This window comes from Chryseobacterium sp. GW823-FHT05E08 (assembly GCF_058795655.1).
In genome coordinates this window covers 25,728-51,507 of record NZ_JBXAHY010000004.1, presented here as the reverse complement: position 1 = coordinate 51,507, position 25,780 = coordinate 25,728, and the positions used below count along the sequence as shown (strand labels likewise).

The window sequence follows — 25,780 nt, the reverse complement described above, 5'->3', positions numbered from 1 at the left end:
ATTGATATTAAATAATATTCTCATTTTTTTAATATGATAATTAACTCTAACGTTCGTGAGTGTTAAAACCGAATTTTATTTTGGAAAAAAGAAACATTTGAAGTACCTTTGTACAACAAAAGTAGATGAGGTAATCTCACTTCTTCGGTATATTTTCTTTGTTAAATTAGGCGTCCACTCCAAAATTGAAACAAAAAAAACCAACAAATTTTCTCGGCTGTTTATTCAGCCTTTTTTTATATTTTCTCTCCCTCGATATTATTTTTTTCTTTTAGTTAAAATAAAATATTCAACATCTCCATTTTTCTCTTTTCTTATATCATATATATAACTCTTATTCTTATAATCTAATCCTCTCTTGTCAAAAACATTCTTTAAATTCACATAGTAATACATTCCTGCTTTTGAAATTTTAAAAGCACCTTCTTCAGTTTCAGAAGCAACCATATAGATGCTCTCATCACTTTCGTTACTATTGTTGAACCCTATTTTAAAATAGGATTGCTCGTTAATTCCCATAAATTCTTCTGCACCTGAAGAGAATCCAAGCTTTCCGGTTTTATGTATCGTTGCCTTAATAGAGCCTCCAACTTTATTTGGATCTTCAAATGAAATAAAATCAAAAACACTCATATTGTATGTATTTAATTACAAACATACAAAAATATTATTACATATCAAAATAAATAAAATTACTTATTAGATTACCATCATACTAATTACGGAAATCCGTAATTTAAAATCAGATTACTTGTACGTTTACTTGTGTGTTTTCTTTTGTTATTAATTAAAAAAAAAAGAACGTGTATACACGTTCTTTACAATTAAATCAATAAAATCTATTTCTTATTAAAATCTCCTGCAAAAACAGAGATCACCTTATTTTCAGAAATATATTTCTTCAAAGCCGCATTTACTTCTGCTAATTTCAGATTTTGAATTTTTGAATTCTGCTCGTCGAATCTTTCCAACGGAACTCCGAAAAGAAGTTTTGTATTCACAAGAGTAATAAGCGCATTGTCTGAACCTAAATTGGTCATCCTTTCGTTTGCATAACTTTTTTTATTAGAATCTAATTCTTCCTGAGTAAATCCGGAAGCCAATGCTTTGCTTACTTCTTCTTTCACAGCAGCTTCTACAGCGTCTCTTTTGGTTGGATTCAGGTAAGCGTAATAGTTCCATGAAGCAACGTCGTTGGTAACCGGAACGCTTAAATAAGAACCAACTCCATAAGAAATACCATCTTTTTCACGCAACCTCATCGGTAATCTCGCAGAAAGAAACCCTCCACTTCCCAAAATTTCATTAGCCATAACCAAAGCTGGATAATCCGGGCTATCCTGAGTCATTTTGAAACTTGATGTTCCAAGAGCTACCGCATTTTCTTTATCAGGCGTGATGATGTTTTTATCCTGTTTTTTTGTATCAAAGAAAGTTGGTTTTACTTCAACAAATTTCGATTTAGCCGTAAACTTTCCAAATGTTTTTTCTAATTCAGAAGAAGCCGATTTTGCATCAATGCTTCCTATCAAAGTCCCTACTCCATCTGAAGCTCCCATAATATTCTGATAGAAATCTAAAACTTGAGCTTTGGTAACTTTTTTATTCTCGTCAATTTGTTCCTGTAAAGAAGCAACGTAGAAAATACTCGTTTTTGGATATGGAGATGCCAATCTTTGCAATTCATTATTAGCAATTGCATCAGGATCTTTTATCTGTCCTTCCAGCCATGTATTGGTTTCCGTTACTGTTTTGGTAAGTTCATTTTCAGGGAATGTCGCGTTTGTCAGAATATCTTGAATAATGGCCATTACTTTCGGACAATATTGTTTGTAAGTATTTAAATTTATAATTAAATTTTGCCCGTAAACATAAGCACTGACAGACGATTTCATTTGATCCAAATCATCCTGAATCTGCTCTTTTGTTCTGGTTTTTGTTCCGGATTTTAATAGAGAAGCTGTGATGCTTGCAACAGCGTCTTTACCCTCAAGATCTTTTTCATTTCCAATTCTGAAACGGAAAGTTCCCTGAACTTTATCACCTTTAAGTTCTTTATTAATTAAACCATATTTCATCCCGTTGGAAAGTTTTCCTTCGGTAAGATTTTTCTTTACATTAGCAATGGAAGCTTCGAAAGCAGCCGGTTCTTTTTCGATCGCCTTTCCTTTATAATCTTTCACCAAATCAGCTATTTGATTATCTCTGAATTCTGCCGGAGAAACCCTTTCTTCATTAGGAGAAGGACGGAAAACTCCAATCGTACGGTTATTATTTTTAAAATATTTCTGAGCAACTCTGTTGATATCTTCTAATTTAAGATTCTCTACATTATCACGGTAAAGGAAGCTCAATTTATAATTTCCGGCACCTACAATTTCTGTAAGATTAATTGCAAAATTTATAGTATTGTTTTTCTCGTTTTCGATATCTTTTACCAGTTTCGCCTTACCTCTCTTAAGATCATCAGCAGTAAACTTTATTGTTGAAACATTGTCTAATTCTGCTCTTACAAGCTTTGTTGTTTCATCCAGATTTTTATCCTTCGGAACATCAAAATTAAAATAAACCATTCCCGGATCCCTTACCACCGGACTGAATGTCCAAATAGAAGAAACTTTTTGGGTTTCCACTAAATTTTTATACAAATATCCTGAAGGATCTAAAGTCAGTATTTCATAAAGCGCAGACAACGCTGCATAATCTTTATCTGCAAAAGCTGACGTATGATAGCCTGCCGCAATAATCTGCTGATCGTTATTTCTTTTAATTTCAAAATATTTTTCTCCATTTTGAGCAGGTTCTACGGTATAAGTTCCTCCTAATTGACGGATTGGTTTTGCTAATCCTGAGAAATAATCGGTCACATATTTCAATGCGCTTTTTTCATCAAACTTTCCGGCAATAATTAATGTTGCATTATCCGGCTGGTAATATTTTTCATAGAATTTTCTAAGTGTCGGAGCTTTTACACGCTCAATATCTTCTTTACTTCCTATTGTACTATTTCCGTAATTGTGCCAAGTGTAGCCGTTAGAAAATACATTCTGCATCATGACTCTTGTAGGATTATTCTCTCCGATCTCGAACTCATTTCTTACCACAGAAAACTCTTTATCAAGATCTGTTTGCAGAATGGTAGCATTAAGCATTCTATCTGCTTCCATTTGTAAAGACCACTTAAGATTTTCATCATTGGAAGGGAAAATTTCATAATAATTTGTTCTATCGTACCAAGTTGTTCCATTGGCCTGACCTCCTTTATCAGAAAGTTGTTTCTTAATATCTCCAAGATTTTTGGTACTCTTGAACAACATATGTTCAAGTAAATGGGCCATTCCTTTTTCACCGTAACCTTCATCCTTTGATCCTACGTTATACACAATATTTACAACCATATTGCTTTGTGATGCGTCAGGAATTAAAAGAAGTTTCATCCCGTTTTTAAGACTGTACTCTTTTACACCTTCCGTGTTACTGATAAATTTTGGAGCTTCGGTGCTTTGCGAGAAAGCAGGATTGATAGTCCCAGTAAAAAACAAAACTGCAGTTCCCAATAATAAGTTTTTCATTTTTTGGTTTATTTATTTTGGTTTAAATTTAAAAAAAATTGTCGGTCATTAATTAAATAAGACAACTTAATTCACCTTTATGTTACATTTAACATAATATAGAAATTTAAAAATATATACAAATTAGTATTTTAATGAAGCCCAAAGCCATTTTCAACTGGAGCAGCGGAAAAGACTCCGCTCTTGCCTTGTATAAAACCCTAAAAGATGACCGTTTTGAAATCACTTCCCTACTTACGAGTGTGAATGAAGAATTTCAACGGATTTCTATGCATGGCGTGCGTGTAGATCTTTTAAAACAACAAGCTTTAAGTCTGGAAATTCCTTTAACTATAATGCAAATTCCTAAAGAGCCATCAATGGAACAATATCGGGAAATCATGATTTCAACGATGGATACAATAAAATCTCAAGGAAATACATATTCTATTTTCGGAGATATTTTTCTGGAAGATTTGCGGAAATATCGTGAAGAACAATTACAATCTATCGGAATGGAAGCTATTTTTCCTCTCTGGAAAAAAAATACGCTAGACCTCATCCATGAATTTTTAGCTCTTGGTTTTAAAACCATTGTTACTTGCGTGAATGAAGCCTATTTAGATAAAAGTTTTGCAGGAAGAATTATTGATCAAGATTTCATTAATGATTTGCCTGAAAATGTTGATCCTTGCGGAGAAAATGGAGAATTTCACACCTTTACTTTTGATGGGCCTATTTTTAAAAATCCAATTGAGTTTGAAATTGGAGAAACGGTAAAGAAAACGTATCCTAAACCAAAATCTGATGAAAATGATAAGGATGAAGAATATATTTTCTGGTTTTGTGATCTGATTTCAAAATAATTTGTGAACATTTTCGTTTTCAAAATAAACTAAAACCACATTATGAAACCTTTTTTGAGAATTGAAAAGCCTTGCGAAGAATCATTAGACAAAATGCATGATCTTCCTGACGGGAAATTCTGCGATTTGTGCTCAAAAAAAGTATTAGATTTATCTAACCTTAATGATTCGGAGATTTTAGATATCATTCAACAAAATAAAGGCGAAAGATTCTGTGGAATCGTTTTTAAAAATCAATTAACTCGTTCTTTACAACCTCAAGTTTCATTTTCACAAAATCATTATTCAAGAAAAGCTACTTTTACTAAAATTGCTGCAGGAGTTGCATTGACGGCAAGTATTTTTAATTCTTATCCCGCGCAAACAAAGACCGTAACTAAAACAGAATTTGTTTCTTCTCAATCTAAAATTTCCAAAGAAAATAAGAAAGAAGAAGATAAAATCGGTGATGGAAATGTTGTTATTTCAGGAAAGGTTTTAATTAAAAAAACAAATAAACCAAACCCGGAAACTACCGTACATTTTATTACTCCTCAAAAAGTATATTCCGTAAAAACGGATGCTCAAGGTTCATATGCTCTTGAAGTGCCAAAAGAAGCTATTAAAACAGAAAACTTACTGGAATTCAGTCCAGAAAATTATGATTATGAGGGACAATTAATAATATTCAAAAAGGAAGAACTCCTCAAAAAAAATGTTACTTATCTTGCTGAAAACGATGTCCGAAAGGAGTATGGTGATATTTCTGCGGAAGGTCTTTACGCAAGTGAAAAGTCTTTAGTTCTCTTGGAAGGAAAAAAATTAGACTATAAATTATTCAATAAAAGTTATAATATTTTCAGCAATAAATATACTGTGTATTATATTCCGAAGCCTTACAAAAAGGTTTTTAGTTCAGACGAAAACATTGATGATGTTTACATTGCTTTTGTTAAAACACAGTAATTTACATTAAAGAATTAGACAACTCGTTTAATTATTTACATTCACCGACACATTTTTGCTGTTTACCTCAAAATATTTTTTCATTGTTCATTACACTTTACTTTTGATTTTATAAAATCAAGATAACAATGAAAATATTAAAACTTTTAAGTAAAACGGTGTCGCTGTCTTTGCTTTTGTTTGCTGTTTTCTCTTTTGCGCAAACAGGAATAAAAGTCACCTACTACACTGGCTCGACCCAAGATTACAGCATTGAGACAACAGGAAAACTCTATTTTTCCGGAAGCAATTTATTGGTAAAAACCAGCAGTTCGGCGAGCAACGTTTCTATTCCGACCAATATTATCCGAAAAATTACTTTTACTACGGCTTCTACTCTTTCCACTCAGGAAATTGGTGAAAATAAATCGAAGCTTACCCTTTACCCAAATCCGACTTCAGATTTTATCCGAATTACATCTGACAGAAAGGAAAAATTAAATGTAAAAATATATTCTGCAGCAGGAAGATTGGTTCTTACAGGAACGTATCAGCCTAATGAAGACATCAATATCAGCACTCTGAACGAAGGTTTCTATTTGGTACAGGTAAATAACGTAACCTTAAAATTAATTAAAAAATGAAAAAGCACTTCTACTTCATTATAGCAATGCTTTTATCTTTTGGCATAAAAGCTCAGAATATTGTCGTTCATAATTCCGGAAACAATATGTTTGCTTCAGCGACAGCGGTTGTGGATAGTATTAAATTTGATACGAATTATTCAAAATTTAATATCACAGGAAATACGGGAAGTTTAGATATACCGAAATCTATCGTTGACAGTATCACATTTTCTTCAACGCCCGTAAATCTTACTAAAATTTATATTATTTATAAAGGAACGGAAAACGCAACCATCATTAATCCATACGCTTCACAAGGTGTAAATATTACCGCAACAGGTGGAATAGTGAATGTTGTTTCCACAGCAACCATCAGTAATTTAGAATATAATTTACTCGGAACAAGCACCACAGGAAGTTTAACCATGAGCTCTACTCTTCCTGCCAATTTTGTGATGAATAATGTAAATATTACCAATGCTTCCGGCCCTGCAATTAATATTACGGGAGCACAAACGCATACTTTTACGTTACAGTCAGGCACAATAAATTCTTTAACAGACGGTTCTTCAAGCACAAAGAACGGAACACTACAAACCGACGGAAAAATAATTTTCGCTGGAACAGGAACTTTAAATATCAAAGGAATTAAAAAACACGGAATTTCTACTTCATCAGGAATCGAAGTACAAAATGGAACCATTAAAGTTCTTTCTGCAGCCTCAGACGGATTCCACTCAGAAGGTTATACAATGAGCAACGGAACGGTAAACATTATTGCAACGGGAGACGCGATTGATGCCGGAGATACTGCGGTTTCAATTTCAGGCGGAAATGTGGTGGCAACGTTGGCTTCTGCAGATGTTAAAGCTATTAAAACCGGAACTTCTACCATTTCAATTTCGGGAGGAACATTTAATTTAAATTTAACAGGTGCTCAGTCTAAAGCCATCAGCTCTAAAGGAAATATCACTTTTGACGGAGGAAATATTACAGCAATCCTTTCTGGAGCGGCAGTTCTTACAGCTTCGGGAACAGGTTATGATCCATCTTATTCTACTGCAATAAAAACTGATGCCAATGTTATTGTAAATGCAGGAACTTTAAATTTAACATTGACCTCAACAGCCAACGGAGGAAAAGGAATTTCTGCGGATCAAAATATTACGATCAATAACGGAAATGTAACGATTACGACTGCAGGAAATGGAGCAACCTATACCAATACAACCGGAGTTCTAGATTCTTACTCATCTTCTGCGATTTCTGCTGACGGAAATCTTTTAATCAATGCAGGTTCGGTAACGACTACAAGCTCAGGAACAGGCGGAAAAGGATTAAAAGCAGATGGAACCATAACCATCGGAAGCACTACGGGAAGCCCAAATTTAAATATTAAAACCACAGGAGCCCGATTTTTAGTTTCGGGAACAGATTACAGTCATCCGAAAACATTAGTAGCAACGGGAGCAATCATTATTAATAATGGAAATAACACATTCAATTCAACAGATGACGGAATACATTCTGATGCTTCTGTGACTGTGAATGGAGGAACCAATACAGTTTCGGCAATTTCAGCTACGTCAGGTGTTGGCGAAGGTGTTGAAGCGCCAATCATTACCTTTGCAGGCGGTGTTAATAACATCACAGCATCCAATGACGGAATTAATGCAACCTACGGAACCGTTTCTGGAGGAACAGAAGCCAATGATAACAGTCATTTATACATCACAGGCGGAATAAATATCGTAGCAGGAAGTGATGCGATCGACAGCAACGGAAATATTACGATCACAGGCGGAACAACCATTGTCAACGGCCCGACAAGCCAACCCGAAGAAGGAATTGATTATAACGGTACTTTCTTAATGAACGGCGGACTTCTGATCTCTGCAGGATCTAACTCAAACATGACAAAAGCAATGGGGGCGGCTTCTACGCAAGTCGGATTATATTTAAAATCCAGCTCGCAGTTGGCAACTTCATCAGTTTTACATATCGAAAATGCAGCTGGAACAGAAATGGTGACTTTTAAACCTAAAAATGGCGTTTATTATTTCCATTTTTCAAGTCCGAATCTTGTGAAAAACACTCAATATAAAGTCTATTTCGGAGGAAATTATACAGGAGGAAGCTATGTTGGTAGCTCTACAGGTTGGGGACTTTACACTGGCGGAACCTACTCTACTACTGGTGGAACGTTAAAAAGTACATTTATAACCTCAGCCACGAATACCGTAAATACAGTTAGTTTTTAATCTTGCATTTATATATTTACTCAAAACCTCTTAAGTGAAATTAAGAGGTTTTTCTTATTTTTGAAGAACAATGTTGATTTAAAAAATTATTTACACCCAAATGACACAAAAAAATTATTATTTTTCCGCAATTCTATTCCTTTTGATTACTTTAATTTCATGTGAGAAAAATATAATCAAACAGATAGCTGCAAAACCAATTGACAAAAACGCGATCATAGATTCTACAATAACGGCTTTTGAAAAAAAATTACTTGAACAACAAATAGATTCCGTTTTTAAGAAATATAACTTTAATGGAAGTGTTGCTATCTTCAAAGATTCTGTTCAGCTTTATCGAAAAGAAAATGGTTTTTCAGATTTTAAAACTAAAACCAAGATCGATGACAATACCGTTTTCGCAATCGGTTCCGTAAGTAAACAATTTACGGCGGTGATGGTTTTACTTGAAATGGAACAGGGAAAACTAAAAGTTGATGATAAAGTTTCAAAATATTTAAAGGAGTTTCAAACCAAAGAATACGAAAACATTACGATTCATCAGCTTTTAAATCATACTTCAGGATTGAATTTGTTTGGCGGAAAATTAATGTTTAAAAGTGGTTCTAGTTTTTTCTATTCCAATGATGGTTTTAATGCTTTAGGGAAAATAGTTGAGACGGTTTCAGGAAAATCTTATGATGAAAATGCTTTGAATTTATTCAAAAAAGTAGGCATGAACAGTTCTTCAACAGGAAATATTTTTGAAGGAACTGATTTTGCCGGAGCTTATCTTGGAAACGATAAAAACTTTGAAGAAATAAAAAATATGCCTAAAAGATTAGGAGGAAAAGAAATCGGCACTCCTGCAGGAGGTATTCTTTCGACCATTCAGGATCTGCATACCTGGAATAATGCTTTATATGACGGGAAAATTTTAAATCACGAAACTCTTCAAAAATTCATTGCTAAAAGTTCAGAAAGACAACATCAGATCTTCGGAAAAATGGGTTACGGCTACGGAATTATGCTTAACATTGGAAAACCGACTGCCTATTTTCACAGTGGATACATCAAAGGCTCTCCTTCTTTGAACATTTATTATCCAGAAACTAAAACGTCCGTTATTATCTTATCTAATATTGCGGATGAAGAAAAAGGAAAAAGCTCGATTTTCAGACCTCACATTGAGATCAAGAAAATTACGGATGGGATTGAAAATACGGTGATTGATTTAGGAAAAGAAATGAAAGTGCCAATTTCACAAAAAATAGTTTCATAAATTTAATTTATGAAAAAACTCTATTTCATAGCCATTTATCCACCTCAACAAATCATTGAGGAGGTGAAAATATTTAAGCAGGATTTAGCATTAAACTATAACAATTCAAAAGCATTAAAAAATGATGCTCATATCACTTTGTTTCCTCCATTTTATAGAGAAATAGCGTTAGAAGAAGATATTCATATTGCTTTCCAAAAAATTAATACCAATATTTCTCCGTTTGAAATTATGTTAGATGGTTTTGACGGATTTCCAAATAAAAGCCCTGTTCTTTTTGTAAAACCCGAAAGCAATGAGCATTTAACTGAACTTTACAACAGAGTAAAACAGTATTTCAATTTTATCAGATATAATTTTAATCCTCATATAACGATTGGTTACAGAGATTTAAGCTTTGAAAATTATCTAAAGGCACTTGACGTTTATAAAAACAAAGAATATAAAACTAAATTCATAGTTGATAAAATCATCCTACTCCGTCATGATGGAAAATGGGTTCCTATTGCTGAGAAAAAGCTAGAATGAATCAATTATAAAACAAAAAATCGGCCGTATAGCCGATTCAATTTATTATTTAATCAAAATTATTCTTTGATAATTTTTTGAGAAATGATTAATTCTTTATCCTGAGTTACACTTAGAGTATAAGTTCCGATGATCAAATTATTGATATCAACAAATATCGTTGCAGAGTCTTTCATTTCATATTTCACAGGAATCAGTTTACCTGAAGCATCATATAAAACGACTTTGGTATTCTTTGAAAAATCCTGTTTCCCTTTAATATAAAACTCACTGTTTGCAGGATTAGGATAAATGCTGAATCTTCTTTCTGCCGTTTTTATTTCTGAAGTTCCAAGAGTAGACTTATTCAACGTCCAGCTTACATTGGTAAAGTGAACAGTGCTGTGACCGGTTACATTTACCAAAGTTGTATTATCCGTCACCGAAAAAAGTAGTGTATTATTTCCGTTATTTAATTGGCTCGGAGTTACAATTAATGAATTGCTTGTAGAAGCAAGTGGAGTTCCGTTCAATGTCCATGAATTCACCAATGTATTTGGAATTGGCAGAATTTCATTCACCGTAAATGTAACATTTGTATTTGCACTTACAGAACTGCTGTTTGCCGGAATATAAGAATCAACCGGAGAAACCAAAGAATGGATTCTTTCAATAATTTGTTCTTTACAGACAGAACAAAACTGTCTGTCCAGATACCTCATCTCGCAGTTTTGATGCGGACGGAACCAAGACGGACTTTCTGTGTAAGGATAAACTCCAACACTATTTACACCTACCCAATTTTTCCATTTAATCGTTGCCGGATTTGAGGTCTGAGTTTTATTTGGAGACTCTCCAGAGCCAGCAAACCAATATTCATCGGCAAGCTTTCCGAATGAGTGTCCAAGTTCATGAACAACGATTTCATTCGCAGAAGCATTTAATGAAGCAAAAGCATACGTTCCGCCACAGCCACCATATTCTGTAGAATTACCCAAAACATACGTGATATCATAATCAGGAAGATTGGCCGCTAAAACCTGCGCTACTTTATTTGTAGAATTGCTGTAAATACATCGATGAACCCCAAAATCAAAGGAAGAACCGAGATAATTATTAGGATTAGAAACTGGGATTACAGGCTCTGTAACATCTGTTGCTGTCCCGGGATGTTTTACCCCCGTTTCTGCAGAAATTACTTTTATACCGTAAGCATTAAAATAATTTTTATATTCTGTATAAGGACTTTTTGTGAAAAGATAATTGATTGTAGATTGTGCAGAAGAAACAAAATTGGTCTGTTGAGCAGCCGTAAATCCGTCCCCTAAAACTGCAATGTTGATTCGTTTATCATTTGATCCGCTCTGTAAAAGTGGAACTACATCGAAAACCTGAGAAAAGCAAAATGTGCTGGCGAACAGGAAAAGTAAAGTTTTTTTCATGATTATAGTTTTTGGGTGAATAATAATTGGTTTCCGGCAGTGGTGACTTTCTCAACTCTCACTACTTTTATTTCTTCGGAATGAGAATATCTTACACTGAATTCTGCATTTTGAAGAGCAACTTTATTTCTGCTTAATCCTTCTTCGCCAAATCTTTCTAATTCAGGATTTAGTGGATCTCCAACGATTTGTTTTACAATTTCCTTTCCGTTGGCATCATTTAATGAAATAATAAAATCTCCTGTTTTAGCCGAATTAATATCAAAAGAAGGTTTAGATTTCAATCTTCCTTCCATGATTTTTTGATCTTCCAAAACTATTTTTTCTGCCCCTGAATTATTTTTTTCAACTTTAAAAAAAAGATAAACAATTCTGTCTTTTATCGTTGCTGGATTCTCATTTTTAACAACTCCTTTTTCCTTTAAGTCTTTCACTTGTAAAAAATTACAAAACAGAAAGACCGGAAACATAAAAAAGATCATTACGTTTTTCATAGTTATTTTTTTGTTTAAGTTAAGAAGTTTTTGGTAAAACTTTAATATTTCGTCTGAATTTTTTCATCGTTAAGAATTAATGAAAGTCATATCTTTGGCGTGATGATTTCAGAAAAAATAATTTTAGGAATAGATCCCGGAACTGCTATTATGGGTTTCGGCATTATTTCCGTTAAGAAAGGCAATATGGAGATGGTTTCAATTCACGAATTGATATTAAAAAAATATCCGAATCACGAAACCAAGCTTAAATATATCTTTGATAAAACATTGGCATTAATCGATGAATACCACCCAGATGAAGTTGCTCTTGAAGCTCCATTTTTTGGAAAAAACGTTCAGAGTATGCTTAAATTGGGTCGCGCGCAAGGTGTAGCGATGGCGGCAAGTCTGTACAGAAATATTCCGATTACAGAATATTCACCAAAAAAGATAAAAATGGCCATCACCGGAAACGGAAATGCCAGCAAAGAACAGGTTGCAGGAATGCTTCAAAGTTTATTAAAATTAAAAGAATTTCCCACAAAATATCTGGATGCATCCGATGGACTGGCGGTTGCGGTTTGCCATCACTTTAATTCAGGAACGATAAGCAGTGACAAATCTTACACGGGTTGGGACAGCTTTTTAAAACAAAATCCGGATCGCTTGAAATAAGCATCCGGATTTTTTAATTATTTTTAAGTAAAAATTATTTCTTTTTATACTCTGAGGAAGTGACAGAAAAATCGGCTGTCGGTTTTCCATTTTTGTCGTAATAAAAATATTTCAACGTAACATCATTATCACGAAATTCCTTCATATCAGCAGATGTTTTAATGGCATTAATGGCTCCTTCTTTTGCCTCTTTCTTAAAATTACTGATCTCTTCTTCCGTTACATTTTCTTTTACATCCTGAATCAATGTATAATTATATTTAAAAACTCTGTTCGGTTCTGCGGAAACGCTATCAAGCCTTATTCCATCATTTAGAATCTGTGGAGTAAGCTTATTCATACTGGTTGCAGCCTCTTTTAATTCGTCATCAATTGTTTTCTCTTTATTACAAGAAATTAATAATAGGAATGAACTTAATGAAAGTACGATTAAATTTTTCATAATTAAAGATTTTGGTGATTTGATACTTAAAGATAAGGTTATTTAAATTAAAAGAACCAAACAACTGTATATCATTAATTTAAAAATCATTTCTGCTTTTCGTAAACATCTTCAATATCTCTTACTTTACCGTCAAGAATATCACTATAAACGATTGAAAATTTATCTTTTGAAAGTATTTTATATTGTTCGAGCTTTTTTAGATCTGCATCCAAATAAGAAAAAGAACTTTGATTTATCGTAACTGAAATTTTACCTGAAGAACTTTTAACAGAACAATCTTTACCTGTAGCATAATTTTTAGTTAAAAATATATTTCCATTTTCTTTTTCGAAAACAAGATTGTACTTTTTCATGCATTCATGAAGTGGGTAGATCTTTTTTTCAGTTCCGTCAAGATAATTTTTCTCTACAAATTTCCATGTTCCTAAAAAATACTCGGTATCACTTTTTACGGATATTGTAGGTTTGTTTTTGACTTCTTTCTTTTTCTGCTGAGACTGGCAATTGGTCATTAATATGCACAGTAGTAAAATACTTATAATTTTCTCCATGTCATTTGATAAAAAAAGAAGCCCTTTAATTAAAAAGGGCTTCTGGTAATTTAGTTATTTAAAAATTTCTTAGATCCTTTTTGATCTTTATCTGAATAATTAATGATGTAAGCTCCTTTTACCAACTCCTGATTGATTTGAACTTCATTTGTTTTAGAAATTCCTTTTTGGATCAGTTTTCCACTAAGGTCATAGATCTGATAATCTCCAAATATATTGTTTCTACTTCCTACAAGCGTAAGCTTGTTATCTGCTTTTGAATACACAATTTTAGCATCTGAATTGTCTTTAACCTCAGAAGTACCTAATACATCTAAGATCTTCACTGCATAATCTTCCATTTGCCCATATTGCAATTGCGAACAAGCCGTAAAATCAGGAAGTGCTGCTGAAGCAAATGTTGCTGCATCTACCGCAATTCTCATTCTTAAATAAATGTTTTTTACAGCAGAAGCCGGTGGAGTAATATTATTTGTAAGCGTTACAACAGCTCCTGAAGCCATAGCAGTTGCAGAAGTATTATTCACCACCAATTCACTAGTTTCAAAAGTTCCGCTATTGTCATAATCTATCCAAACCTTTGTTCTAAATTTATCAGCTTGGCTAAATCCGTTCATATATGTCACTTTCAACGGAGTACTAGAATTTGAGTTGATATCTGTGTAATATGCAGGTCTAATACAAGTTGCCGTAGAATAATCAGCGTAATAAATTGGCGCCACCTCATCAGAATCATATCCGTTTGTTGTACTGCTGATCGATGCAAAACTCACTTTATAAGGTCCAATCGCAAAGTTATTATTGGTTGGGTGAGCCGTTCCTGCAGGGTTACACTGAGCTGCAACAACAGAAACCGGAGAAGTAACAACCACTGAAGGATCTTTTCCCGCAATTGAATTCATTAGATTCTTTCTGTATTCCATCATCATTAATACCGCTCTGTCTCTTTGTCCGTCTGTAAATTTACGTTCCACATTGGTATAATTCATAATATTATATTGTGTTCCGTCGTAGTTTTGACTTGTACAAGGATCTGTAGCCGTGTTATTTGGAACAGCAACGCCATACATACTTCTTGAAGGTGAAGTATCACAAACTCTGTCGCCATCTGTTGCACAGTTATTATTTACAGGACAAGTGGTCTGGCTCGTATAAGAAACTCCCTGAAAAGTATGATAAAGACCAAATGCATGTCCCAACTCGTGCGTAAGGGTTGTATCATTAGAATTTTTAATGGTAGCCACTTTCATAAAACTTTCATAGCTGTAATCATAAGCATCCGGGAACATTGCATATCCCATTAATCCGTAAGATAATTGCTGTTGACCATCAAAACCTGTAACTACATAAATATTGAAATATGATGTTTCCGGCCAGTGCGGAGCCAATTGATTTTTAATATCATAATCAGCAGCTCCATTATTACTTTGCATTTTTACTCCGTATGTATCATATGATGGAAGTGTACTTCCGTTATATCTGATGATTCCTGATGTAGGCATACAGCTAGGAGATCTTTTAGCCAAAACAAGCTTAAACGGCATTACCGCTCCTCCTGTTGGCCCTGTACCTTCAGCATAGAAACCATTTCCGTATGTTGTAGCATACATTTTGTTGGCTCTGTCGATCCAGTTGATAATTTCCTGATCTGTTAAGGCTAAATTTGCGTTTGCAGTAGCCTGAGATTCAATCACGTGTACTACAACAGGAATTTCATAAACCTGTCCTGTGTATAAAGCATTCCAAGAAGTTGTTGCTCCAAATTTATTTAAACTTGATTGCTTATCGATACTTGCAAACTTAGCATCAGCTTCTTCTCTTTTTTTCTTTAAATCTGGATAACGGTTATCCATTTTCTTCATTATTACATCAAAACCACATTCTTTTTGTTGATTTTGAGAAAATGCATTAATAAAAACCATTAACGCAAAAAAACTAATAATTCTTTTCATTCTTATACTTTTTCTTATTTTATTTATTGCAAAACTATGTTTTTTTTATTAAAATGCAAATTGAAAATCTCAATAAAAAGAAAGGAATTTTTATTACAATTAAATCAAAAATATAAAACTTTGATTTACAATAATTTAAATGTAAAAATGATTATACTTGGTAAAACATAATACTATCTTTAACATTGGTACGATTTTTAGTATTACTTTTGTATAAATTTTCAATAATGAAAAATAATCAACAAACTATAAATCAGGTGAATCATAAGATAAATTGGTTCCAGAAGTTTCTGATGATTTGCTCCGGAGGAAACATCCATATTCTACGAAAAACACCGAGCGAATGGAACAAGTTTGCAGGCATCGGAGGTATCGTACTTTTTACTGCTGTTTTTGCAACACTTTCGGCAGGTTATGCAATGTTTACGGTATTTGATAATATTTGGGCATCCATTGGTTTCGGAATTTTGTGGGGACTGATGATCTTCAATCTTGACCGTTACATTGTTTCATCAATTAAAAAAACAGGAACATGGTGGAATCAGATCTTAATGGCAATTCCACGTTTGATCTTAGCAACTTTTTTGGGAATTATTATTTCTAAACCTTTAGAACTTAAAATTTTTGAAAAAGAAGTTAATAAACAATTGAATACCATTATTCAGAGAAATAAAAAGCAACTTCAAGGCGAAATGAATGGAAGAATTTTGCAGCAAAGTGGACCTTTTGAAACAGAAAAGAAACAAATCTCGGAAAAGGTTGTTCAATATCAAAAATCATATGATTCTGCTGCTGTAGAATTAGAAAAAGAGATTTTAGGAAAACAATCAGGCTTAACAAGCGGAAAAGAAGGTTTCGGACCAAATGCAAAACGTAAGCAGGAGCTTAAAGAACAGCGTAGACAGGATCTGGAAAATTATCAGAAACAAATTTCACCACGACTGGACTATTTGGATAAAGAGATTTCAAAAGTATATACGAACCTTGAAACAGAAAGAAAATCAACAGAAACTTTTGAAGATAAGTTCAACGGATTTGCTGCGAGACTACAGGCTTTGGATGAATTAGGAAAAAATTCAGCCATTATCGGATTAGCAGCTGCTTTCATTATGGGACTTTTCATTTGTCTTGAAATTTCGCCTGTATTGGTAAAGCTAATTTCAGCCGTTGGCCCTTACGATCATCTTCTGGAAAAAACTGAAAATGATTTCCGACTTTATGCTAAAGAAAAAATTGAAAAAGGAAATGCGCTTACCCATTTTAGGATAGAAGACTTTAAAGATAACCTACATAAATAGAACCTCTATTTTAACACAATATCACCTTTCAGTTAACTCTGAAAGGTTTTTTATTTTAATAATCTAAATATGTAAAATATTATTTAACTTTACTCCACTAAACTTGATTATCATGAAAAACTTTACATTTGCATGCGCACTGCTTATTAGCTGTGCATTTACACCTACCTTAAAAGCCCAAGCATCAGAACCTTTTCTTGGACAAATAGCTTTCGTACCGTATAACTTTGTTCCTAAAAACTGGGCAGCATGTAACGGACAATTATTAGCAATCTCACAAAATCAGGCACTTTTTTCTCTTTTAGGAACTCAATACGGAGGAAATGGAACAACTACTTTTGCATTACCTGATATGAGAGGAAGAATGCTTGTTCACGAAGGTCAGGCTACGGGAGGTCCTACGAATTATACAATGGGACAAACCGGCGGTTCAGAATCTGTTACTTTATTGGTAACACAAATGCCTTCTCACTCACACACCGTGAGTGCTGTAACAGCTGAAGGAAACCAAAATAGTCCAACAAACGCACTTCCTGCAGATACTAAATTATTAGATAAGGAATATTCTGATGCTACTCCCAACACGACGATGAAATCTACTATGGTAAATCCGGCAGGAGGAAATCAACCACACGAAAACAGACCACCATTCCTTACTTTGAAATGTATTATTTCGTTACAAGGAGTCTTCCCATCACAATTTTAATAGATTATGAAAGCTTTATATTTATTATGTCTTGCGCTCGGAAGCTCAGCTTTTGCGCAGACAATAACGTTTAAGGGCTGTTATAATTTATTTGATGACCAGGTTTTCACCTTTACTAAAACAGGAGTTGACACCTATGGAAAAGGCATCTATATTACAACACCTGTTGACGGACAGCCTTGTGGAGGTTTGGGAACTTGTGAATTTAAAATTCAATGGAACAATACTTTAACGAGATGGGAGTTTTTAGCAGATGAAGGAAATGGTACTTTTGCAAGTCCGAATCTTATTTATTATAACTCTACCGGAAACAGTGCTTTTGTAAATCCTCCAGCCAACACAATCGGTACTTGGGTTGAAAATACAGCAATTACTACCGGACAATGTGGAGGAAGCCTTACATCGGCAAACTCTACAATGACAGGAGATGTTCATACTTCTACCTTAGGAACATCATCAGACCTTACAAAAACTAAAATCCAGATTTTCCCTAATCCGGTATCAGAAATCATCAGTATTTCAGGTATTGAAAAAGCGGAATCTGTTCATATTTACAACATGGCTGGGCAACTGGTAGTATCAGAAGCATTCAGCAAAAAAATAAATGTATCACAATTAACTTCGGGAGTTTATTTACTAAGGATAAATACTAGAGATTCTCAAATTCATGAATTTAAGTTCGTGAAGAAATAGAATATTAAATTTCTATTTAATTAAAGCTTTCGGAATTCCGGAAGCTTTTTTTAGTTTTAAAAATAAAGAATAGCTTAATTTTCAACAAAAATATTTGGACAACAAAAAAAGCCCCTATAAAATAGAGGCTTTGATATTTTTGATTTTAAAATAATTATTTAATAATCAATTTAGCAGTTTTGGTATCTTTTCCGTTAGAGATCTGAACCATATAAACTCCTTTTTCAAGGTTATGATTTACTCTGAAAGTTCCGTTACTTTCCTGTGTTAAAGTTGGAGTTGCTACTAATCTTCCTGACATATCAGAAATTGTAACATCAAGATTTTTAGCGTTTTTAGCTTTAATAAACACTTTATCTCCAGCAACACTTGGGTTAGGATAAATTACAAAGTCATTGTCACTTGCTTTTACGTCAGCAGTTCCTAAAGTATTAACAAATTTCACAGTATAATCTTCTGCCTGCCCGTAAGCTAATTGTCCACATGCAGTCATTGTAGCAGGGTTGTTAGGAGCATCAGCAATAACTCTCATTCTTAAAGGAGTATTTAATACTGTTGAAGCAGGAGCAGTGAATGTAGCACTCAATAATCCTTGTCCGTTAGCATCTACAGCAACATCATTACCTGAAGCAACCAATTCTGATGCTTCAAATGTTCCGTTATTGTTATAATCAATCCAAGCTCTAACTGACTGGTCATTATTCACAAATCCAACCTGAATAGTTTGTTGTTGAGTAACTAATAATTCTGTAAAACTATTTGCTCTACATGTTTGCGTAGTATAATCTACATAATAAGAAGGTGCTCCAGCCCAATAACCAGCTGAAGAATTATCAATCTGTCCAAGTTTAACAGAAGTTGGCCCTACCAAATAACTTCCCGGAGTAGTAACTCCCGGAGGCGTACAAGCAGCAGCAACCGGAGTTCCAGTAACAACCGGAGTTGCAGGTAAAGCTGTAGCTCCTTTAGAAGTCGTTAAACTACTTCTGATCAACATAAATAAATCATTAATTCTATCTCCCTGACCTGAAGTAAATTTCTGTGCAACAGAATTAGAATAATTCATCATATTATATTGTACACCTTGATAATTTACACCTGTACAAGGGTTAAGCTGAGAATTCGTAGGTACCGGCCATAATGTATAACCACTTCCCGCTCTTTCTGTATCACAAACACCGTCATCATCATCTGCACAAACACCAGTAGTTGGCGGACAGAAATCTGCATCACCAGGAACAGCATCGTAAGTTCCACCTTGGAAAGTGTGATAAAGTCCCATCGCATGTCCGAATTCGTGTGCAAAAGTAGTGTCATGAGCATTGGTAACAACACCTGACTTCATGAACGATTCGTAATTTGCATCAAGATTGTTCGGAAATGCTGCAAACCCCATCAAACCTGCATTAGGTGTAGGATCAGCATCAAACATACTGATTACATAAATATTAAAATAAGATGCTTCCGGCCAGTGTGGAGCCAATCCTTTGATAGCTGCTCTACTTGCACCAGTTGCGGTTGTATAAGCCATACCAGATGCATTATATCCAGCTAATGTTCCACCATCATATCTTACGATACCTGTTGTTGCATTACAGTTTGGATCTCTTTTTGCCAATACCAATTTGATAGGAAATACTTGAGCCTGTCCAAAATCAGCTGGTACACCAGCAGCCGGCCAAGCGTAAGTTCCTGCATACATCTGATTAGCACGATCAAGCCATGCTTGGATCTGAGCATCAGTTTTATTATAAGTACTTCCAACTGCCGCACCAGACGGATAAATCAAATGAACTACCACAGGTATTTCATAAACTCCATTTACCGTCTTCCCAAACGCTGAAGAAGAATTATTCTTCTTTTCAGCATGAACCTTTTGAATAATTTTATCAAAGGTCTGTCTTAATCCAGGATTAGCTTTGTCCTGTTCTTGTATTGTTTGATCAAAACCACACCATCTTTGTTGTTGTGCAGTTAATGAAACGGATAACACAAGCGCCCCATAAAGGAAAATTCTCTTCATTGTTTTCTAATTTAAACGTATTCAAATTTAATATTATTTACATAATGTTGTTACAACCCTTTAAAAATTCATTTAATTGGTTAAAACAATCAAAATATTTACAATATGTCCCCATTATTTTTGATTTGTTACACCAATATTATATTTATGTTAAAATTAATTTAAGGTGTCGTTAGTAAGTATTTGGATGTTAATGACTAATTTTAACTAAAATTCTATCAATTTAATGATTAACATCGTCAAAATTTTCAAATATGATATTAGAAAAATAAAATCTAGTGCAATGTTTTAATCTTAATGCAAATCCTACATAACACAATTGATTCATTGACTTAATTTCTTCGTTGAAGATTGATTAAATTTTGGCTTCGAGAACCTCAGCCACCAACTGATTTAAATATAAGTTTTGGCTAAAGCCAATTTTCCGATCTACATTTTGAAAGCGGACTAAAGTCCGCTCCTATTGATAATTCTATTACAGCAATCATTAAAAACACAAAAGCCACACAAATTGTGTGGCTTTTAATTTATCTCTTAAAATTTTCTTATAAAGAATAATTCGGAGCTTCCTGAGTGATGATAACATCATGAGGGTGAGATTCTTTCAATCCGCTTCCTGTGATCATTACCATTTTGGTGTCTGTTTGTAAAGCTTCAATATCTTTAGCACCACAATATCCCATTCCGGCTCTTAAACCTCCTGTCAATTGGAAAATTACATCTTCCAATTTTCCTTTGTGAGGAACTCTACCTTCAATTCCTTCCGGAACGAATTTCTTAGCTTCACTTTGGAAATATCTTTCTTTTCCACCTCTCTTCATTGCAGAAAGACTTCCCATACCCTGATAAGACTTGAATTTTCTACCTTGGAAAATAATTTCTTCTCCCGGAGCTTCATCAGTTCCAGCTAAAAGTGAACCTAGCATTACTGCTCCTGCCCCACTTGCGATAGCTTTAACGATATCTCCTGAAAGTTTAATCCCTCCATCAGCAATTACGGCTACATTTTTAGATTTAGCATATTCGTAAACGTTATAAATAGCAGATAATTGAGGAACTCCAACTCCTGCAACAACTCTCGTTGTACAGATAGAACCCGGACCAACACCTACTTTAAGAACGTTTGCACCTGCTTTAATTAAATCTTCTGCAGCTTCAGCAGTTACGATATTCCCACCAACGATATCTAAATCTGGATACGCTTCTCTGATTTGAGAAATTTTATCCAAAACACCTTTAGAATGTCCGTGAGCAGAATCAATACCGATAATATCAACACCAGCTTTTACCAATGCTGCAATTCTATCCATTGTATCTTCTCCAACACCAACTCCGGCACCTACGATAAGGCGACCTTTTTGATCTTTATTTGAGTTTGGATATTCTAATTGATTGTCGATATCTTTAATGGTAATCAAACCAACCAATTTATTTTCAGAATCTACGATTGGAAGTTTTTCAACACGGCTTTTAAGAAGAATTTCTTTTGCCTGCTCAAGGTTGGTATTTTTATCAGAAGTGATCAGATTTTCTTTCGTCATGATCTCTTCAACCTTCATATCAAGGTTTTCCTGATATTTTACATCTCTGTTGGTGATGATTCCGATCAATACATTATTAGCATCTACAACCGGTAAACCTGAGATTTTATATCTGCTCATCGTTTCTTTAGCCTCAGCCAAGGTATGATCTTTTGAAAGGGTAACAGGATCTGAGATCATTCCGTTTTCAGAACGCTTTACACGGTTAACCTGTGCAGCCTGCTCTTCGATCGTCATGTTTTTGTGAATGAAACCTAAACCTCCAACTCTTGCCAAAGCAATAGCGAGGTCACCTTCAGTAACTGTGTCCATTGCAGCAGAAACTATCGGAACATTCAGCGTTATTTTATCGGTAAGTCTTGATTTTAATGAAACCTGGTTAGGTAAAACTTCTGAATAAGAAGGAACTAGAAGAACGTCATCGAAAGTGATGGCTGCCTCTACAATTTTGTTATGAATAGACATCTTTACTTTCTTTGCAAAATTAGGCTATTTGAACGAGATATGAAAGGGCGATTCAATAGTTTAAATAAAAATTAATAATCAATAATTTAAATCAAAAAAAACCGAACTTATTAGGAACGGTCTTTCTTGTACAAAATAACTTGAATATATAAGGGTTAACTTATTCTGAATATGATGAAAACTTCATTTGCTATATCAAAAAACTATAGCTGATTATTTTTCTGCAAAAATACGCTAGAAATATACAGAAACAAGTATTTCATTATTATTTTAATGTTAATTTAATTTATTGCGCAAAATTTTAATTAATTTCAATAAATAAATTAAAATATTTAATGTCTTAAGCATAAAAACCGTCCTAAAAAGAACGGTTTTCCTGTACAAAATAATTGAGTATATGAAGGGTTTTAAAAAATTTACTTATCTGTTGCAGAATTAATCATTTTTGAAATATCATCTGCGGTAAAACTACCTTTTACGTCTACAAAAACCAATTCCTTATCGGAGTTTACTGTTATCAGCATGTTTTTTATGGTTTCTCCTGTTTGTTTTACTCTGATATTTACGTTATCGCCGTCGTGTTTTATGGTTGCCCAGTTTTCGTAATTGTTGTTATTTAAATATTTAGCATAATCTTTTAACATTGCCTGGTCGCCATTTTCTACGGTCAATACTTTAATTTTAGAAACTTTTTTTACAAGCTTTACTAATTCTTCATTTCCGTCATCTTCTCTTAAAGCTTTTTTAATAAAAGGTTTAGCCAAGAACATGGGCACATTAAAACTTTCAAACTTCGCTCCCTTAAAATCATAATCAGTGTTGCTGAAAAAATCCATATCAGGCTTGCGAGAACCTCCTATACATGATTGCAACACAAACATTGTAGAGGCGATTAAAAAAATGTTTTTAAAAATTTTCATGGCAATTAGATTTTTAGTTAATCGGCTTTAAGCTTCCGCCAGACATTTTGCTGATATTTGAATCAATTTCAGGATTTCCTTTATATTTTACCAAACCTCCGGAAGATGCCTTCACTTTCAATTTGGTGGTAACATTTATAGAAAGACTTCCACCCGATGTAGACTCTGCCACAACATTGTTTGATCTTAAATTTTCTGCCTTACAAAGCGCTCCACTGCTTATATCAAATACCGCTGTGGCAACCTCTCCTTCAAAGCTGGTATCAGAACCGCTTGAAGCTTTCAATGCAAAGTTATTAGCATTAAGATCAGCCTTAATATTTGATCCTGATGTTGCTTCAACATTCATTGTATTAGAGGCATTGAATTTTCCTTTAATGGTAGATCCTGAAGAAGCATCAATCGTAAGATTATTTTCATTAACAGCGTTTACTGTTGAAAAATTAGCGCCTGAAGAGGTTTTTATCTCACTCATTCTTGGAGAAGAAACATTTACACTTAAATTTTTAAATCTTAAGTTTTTCACTCCTTTATTATCAATGTAAACTTTCAGAATACCGTTTTCAACTTTGGTAATAACGTATTGAAGCTTGTCGGCATCAGCAATAACTTTGATGTTGGTTGGACTTTCCTGTTTGTAAACCACATTTACACCTGTGCTCACATTAATTCCTGAAAATTCACCTACATTTCTTGCTTCACCATTCAAATAAGATGGATTATTATCCGAAGTCTGCGTATTTCTTGTATGACTTATCGTATTTGATTTCGTCTCACTTGAATTAATGATCTTATTAACATCATCCATCGAAAGTTTTCCATCCAACATTACAAGAATATTTTCTCCGCTGTCGCTGTTAATGCTTAATAAAAGATCATCCAAAATTCCATCTTTGGCCTCCGAAGAGAGGAACTTTATTTTCGCTCCGGAGTTATTTACAGACATTATTTCACTGTAATTTAAACTCTTAAGATAAGAAGAAACATCTTTCTTTAATTCCGTAAGGTTGTTCTGAACTTTTCTACCTTCCGGGCTGTTGGCTTTTTCCGGATTTTCTGTGATCAGGACTTTTAATCCGTTGATTTTTGCCAATAACGGCTTGATCTGATCCAGTTGAGCATCGTCAATATTAAGACTGCTGAGCATTCCAAACATTGGTTTTGCTATCTTGATAGAAGTTACACCTTCTACCTCCTGATATTTTTCAAAAAGTTTATCAAATTTGTCTCCTTGCCCATAAACATTATAGAAATGGGAAAAAGCAAATGCGAATATTATCAATATTTTTTTCATGAGTCAATTTTTATTTTTACTGAGGTGATTAATGCCTGATCAGGTTCATAAATCTTTGTTTTATAGGTTAATAATCGTCGTCCATCACTTTGGGCTGTGCTAATTTTTCACTAACGTTATTTGCAAATATCTGAAATGAGTACTTAGTCACATTAATAGCTTCTTCTACATTTTCAATCTTTTTTCCGTTTACAATAACATACGAGTCTTTGTAACCCGAAGAATCTTTTTTAGAAGAATCATATTTTTTAGAAGAAGAGTTATCTACAAACTGAGGTCTTCTTTCTTTTTTCAATCTTCCTCTTTTGGGAAGAATTTGATCTAAAACATCTTTCTCTGCCACAGAATTTTCCTGAAAGATTGAATCTTTTTTCGCTGCAGGAATTGTATCATTCACATGATTCACAGCAACCTGCGTTTGATGATCGCTATTTTCTTCAATGAAATCTTTTTTCTGTTGCTTGATTTGATTTTCAACAAGTCTCGCCTGATCTTCTACATCGGATTTTTGATTATAATTAAAAATCAACCCAATTCCGAAAAGCAAAACTACACTTGCTGCCATCCAAAACCATTTCGGGAAAGAAGGTTTAGCTTTCGTTTGAAGCGGAATAATTGGAGTCTCTTTATTTTCAGATTCTCCGCCTTCTGCTTTTTGAAGGAAATCTTCAAAATCCCAGTCCATTTTTTCTTCCTTTATATTTTGGAAGACTTCGTCGTATTTATCTTGAAATTTGTCGTTGTTCATAATTCATCAGTTGTGAGATTTGTTCTTTTACTTTTTGTCTTGCTCTCATAAGATTTACTCTTACCGCATTTTCTTCCATTTCCAGCATTTCAGAAATTTCAGAAACTTCATACTCTTCTACATCTTTCAAATGGATCACCATTTTCTGTTTCTCCGGAAGCTGATTTATAAAACCTATAATATGTTCTTTTAAATTATTCACTTCCATACTGTAAAGCTCCGATCGATGTAATTGCAGATCTGCAAACCCTTGTCTTACATCGTGGTGCTTGAGCCTGTTCAAACATTCGTTCCGGACAGCCTTCAATGCATAGGATTTTAAATTTCCAAATTGTGCCAGCTCCTCTTTTTTCTGCCAGAACTTAATCATCAGATCCTGAACCACATCTTCTGCCTCATCACTACTCATGACGAATCTTTTCGCAAAGCGATACATCTCATTTTTGAGAATGAATACCGTATCCTTAAAAGTTTCTTGGGTCATGAGTTTTGTTTCTATTAGTAAGACAATTAAAAATTGTATTCTATTACATCATAAATAAAAAAAACTTCAAA

At 33.9% G+C, this 25,780-nt stretch carries 23 protein-coding genes; 10 read left to right on the top strand and 13 right to left on the bottom strand.

Annotated features, from left to right (window positions below; genetic code table 11):
- Nucleotides 1-258 precede the first annotated feature (258 nt).
- Nucleotides 259-633 (bottom strand): hypothetical protein, encoded by a 375-nt coding sequence (locus AC1Q7L_RS14390; RefSeq protein ID WP_492306985.1) that lies wholly within the window; start codon nt 631-633, stop codon nt 259-261.
- A gap of 206 nt (nt 634-839) precedes the next feature.
- A complete protein-coding gene (locus AC1Q7L_RS14385) occupies nt 840-3,572 on the bottom strand; it encodes a M16 family metallopeptidase (RefSeq protein WP_492306986.1) in 2,733 nt (910 codons plus the stop codon).
- A 134-nt stretch (nt 3,573-3,706) separates the two neighbouring features.
- Here AC1Q7L_RS14385 and AC1Q7L_RS14380 point away from each other — a divergent pair, with 134 nt between their 5' ends.
- The 6 genes from AC1Q7L_RS14380 to AC1Q7L_RS14355 all read left to right on the top strand — a co-directional run bounded on the left by AC1Q7L_RS14380 (nt 3,707) and on the right by AC1Q7L_RS14355 (nt 10,017).
- A complete protein-coding gene (locus AC1Q7L_RS14380; RefSeq protein ID WP_492306987.1) occupies nt 3,707-4,417 on the top strand; it encodes a Dph6-related ATP pyrophosphatase in 711 nt (236 codons plus the stop codon).
- Nucleotides 4,418-4,459: 42 nt separating this feature from the next.
- Nucleotides 4,460-5,362 carry a hypothetical protein gene (locus AC1Q7L_RS14375; protein WP_492306988.1) on the top strand — a complete coding sequence of 301 codons (903 nt, stop codon included), beginning with the start codon at nt 4,460-4,462 and terminating at the stop codon, nt 5,360-5,362.
- 128 nt (nt 5,363-5,490) lie between these two features.
- Nucleotides 5,491-5,985, top strand: a complete 495-nt coding sequence (locus AC1Q7L_RS14370; RefSeq protein WP_492306989.1) for a T9SS type A sorting domain-containing protein — start codon at nt 5,491-5,493, stop codon at nt 5,983-5,985.
- A complete protein-coding gene (locus AC1Q7L_RS14365; RefSeq protein WP_492306990.1) occupies nt 5,982-8,228 on the top strand; it encodes a carbohydrate-binding domain-containing protein in 2,247 nt (748 codons plus the stop codon). The genes AC1Q7L_RS14370 and AC1Q7L_RS14365 overlap by 4 nt, the downstream gene beginning before the upstream one ends.
- 100 nt (nt 8,229-8,328) lie before the next feature.
- The gene (locus AC1Q7L_RS14360; RefSeq protein ID WP_492306991.1) at nt 8,329-9,489 is read left to right on the top strand and encodes a serine hydrolase domain-containing protein; all 1,161 of its coding nucleotides are present in this window, start codon (nt 8,329-8,331) and stop codon (nt 9,487-9,489) included.
- A gap of 9 nt (nt 9,490-9,498) precedes the next feature.
- Entirely contained in the window at nt 9,499-10,017 is a 519-nt protein-coding gene (locus AC1Q7L_RS14355; RefSeq protein WP_492306992.1) for a 2'-5' RNA ligase family protein, read from the top strand.
- Between the two features lie 59 nt (nt 10,018-10,076).
- Here the strand turns inward: AC1Q7L_RS14355 and AC1Q7L_RS14350 are convergent, their stop codons facing one another.
- Both AC1Q7L_RS14350 and AC1Q7L_RS14345 read right to left on the bottom strand, forming a co-directional pair.
- Nucleotides 10,077-11,438 (bottom strand): M64 family metallopeptidase, encoded by a 1,362-nt coding sequence (locus tag AC1Q7L_RS14350; protein WP_492306993.1) that lies wholly within the window; start codon nt 11,436-11,438, stop codon nt 10,077-10,079.
- Nucleotides 11,439-11,440: 2 nt separating this feature from the next.
- The gene (locus tag AC1Q7L_RS14345) at nt 11,441-11,872 is read right to left on the bottom strand and encodes a hypothetical protein (protein ID WP_492306994.1); all 432 of its coding nucleotides are present in this window, start codon (nt 11,870-11,872) and stop codon (nt 11,441-11,443) included.
- Between the two features lie 162 nt (nt 11,873-12,034).
- Between AC1Q7L_RS14345 and ruvC the strand changes: the two genes are divergently transcribed.
- Complete coding sequence (gene ruvC / locus AC1Q7L_RS14340; RefSeq protein ID WP_072411035.1) at nt 12,035-12,589, top strand: crossover junction endodeoxyribonuclease RuvC; 555 nt, start codon at nt 12,035-12,037, stop codon at nt 12,587-12,589.
- 34 nt (nt 12,590-12,623) lie between these two features.
- Here the strand turns inward: ruvC and AC1Q7L_RS14335 are convergent, their stop codons facing one another.
- From AC1Q7L_RS14335 to AC1Q7L_RS14325, 3 genes are all read right to left on the bottom strand, one after another.
- Entirely contained in the window at nt 12,624-13,031 is a 408-nt protein-coding gene (locus tag AC1Q7L_RS14335) for a DUF8479 domain-containing protein (RefSeq protein ID WP_492306995.1), read from the bottom strand.
- Nucleotides 13,032-13,117: 86 nt separating this feature from the next.
- A complete protein-coding gene (locus AC1Q7L_RS14330) occupies nt 13,118-13,585 on the bottom strand; it encodes a DUF6705 family protein (protein ID WP_492306996.1) in 468 nt (155 codons plus the stop codon).
- Between the two features lie 50 nt (nt 13,586-13,635).
- On the bottom strand, nt 13,636-15,537 hold the full coding sequence (locus AC1Q7L_RS14325; RefSeq protein ID WP_492306997.1) for a zinc-dependent metalloprotease: 1,902 nt from the start codon (nt 15,535-15,537) through the stop codon (nt 13,636-13,638).
- 227 nt (nt 15,538-15,764) lie between these two features.
- Between AC1Q7L_RS14325 and AC1Q7L_RS14320 the strand changes: the two genes are divergently transcribed.
- From AC1Q7L_RS14320 to AC1Q7L_RS14310, 3 genes are all read left to right on the top strand, one after another.
- Complete coding sequence (locus AC1Q7L_RS14320) at nt 15,765-16,835, top strand: DUF4407 domain-containing protein (protein WP_492306998.1); 1,071 nt, start codon at nt 15,765-15,767, stop codon at nt 16,833-16,835.
- Nucleotides 16,836-16,947: 112 nt separating this feature from the next.
- On the top strand, nt 16,948-17,541 hold the full coding sequence (locus AC1Q7L_RS14315; RefSeq protein ID WP_492306999.1) for a phage tail protein: 594 nt from the start codon (nt 16,948-16,950) through the stop codon (nt 17,539-17,541).
- Between the two features lie 6 nt (nt 17,542-17,547).
- Nucleotides 17,548-18,234 (top strand): T9SS type A sorting domain-containing protein, encoded by a 687-nt coding sequence (locus AC1Q7L_RS14310; protein ID WP_492307000.1) that lies wholly within the window; start codon nt 17,548-17,550, stop codon nt 18,232-18,234.
- Nucleotides 18,235-18,388: 154 nt separating this feature from the next.
- Here AC1Q7L_RS14310 and AC1Q7L_RS14305 read toward each other — a convergent pair whose 3' ends face one another.
- From AC1Q7L_RS14305 to AC1Q7L_RS14280, 6 genes are all read right to left on the bottom strand, one after another.
- Nucleotides 18,389-20,257, bottom strand: coding sequence for a zinc-dependent metalloprotease (locus tag AC1Q7L_RS14305; protein ID WP_492307001.1), 1,869 nt, complete (start codon nt 20,255-20,257; stop codon nt 18,389-18,391).
- Between the two features lie 545 nt (nt 20,258-20,802).
- Nucleotides 20,803-22,263, bottom strand: a complete 1,461-nt coding sequence (gene guaB / locus AC1Q7L_RS14300) for an IMP dehydrogenase (protein WP_410693740.1) — start codon at nt 22,261-22,263, stop codon at nt 20,803-20,805.
- Between the two features lie 416 nt (nt 22,264-22,679).
- Entirely contained in the window at nt 22,680-23,183 is a 504-nt protein-coding gene (locus AC1Q7L_RS14295; protein WP_492307002.1) for a DUF4252 domain-containing protein, read from the bottom strand.
- Nucleotides 23,184-23,196: 13 nt separating this feature from the next.
- Entirely contained in the window at nt 23,197-24,477 is a 1,281-nt protein-coding gene (locus AC1Q7L_RS14290) for a DUF4252 domain-containing protein (protein WP_492307003.1), read from the bottom strand.
- A 67-nt stretch (nt 24,478-24,544) separates the two neighbouring features.
- Nucleotides 24,545-25,225 carry a hypothetical protein gene (locus AC1Q7L_RS14285; RefSeq protein ID WP_492307004.1) on the bottom strand — a complete coding sequence of 227 codons (681 nt, stop codon included), beginning with the start codon at nt 25,223-25,225 and terminating at the stop codon, nt 24,545-24,547.
- A complete protein-coding gene (locus AC1Q7L_RS14280) occupies nt 25,200-25,709 on the bottom strand; it encodes a GFO_1088 family ECF-type sigma factor (RefSeq protein WP_066754654.1) in 510 nt (169 codons plus the stop codon). The genes AC1Q7L_RS14285 and AC1Q7L_RS14280 overlap by 26 nt, the downstream gene beginning before the upstream one ends.
- Between the last annotated feature and the right edge of the window lie 71 nt (nt 25,710-25,780).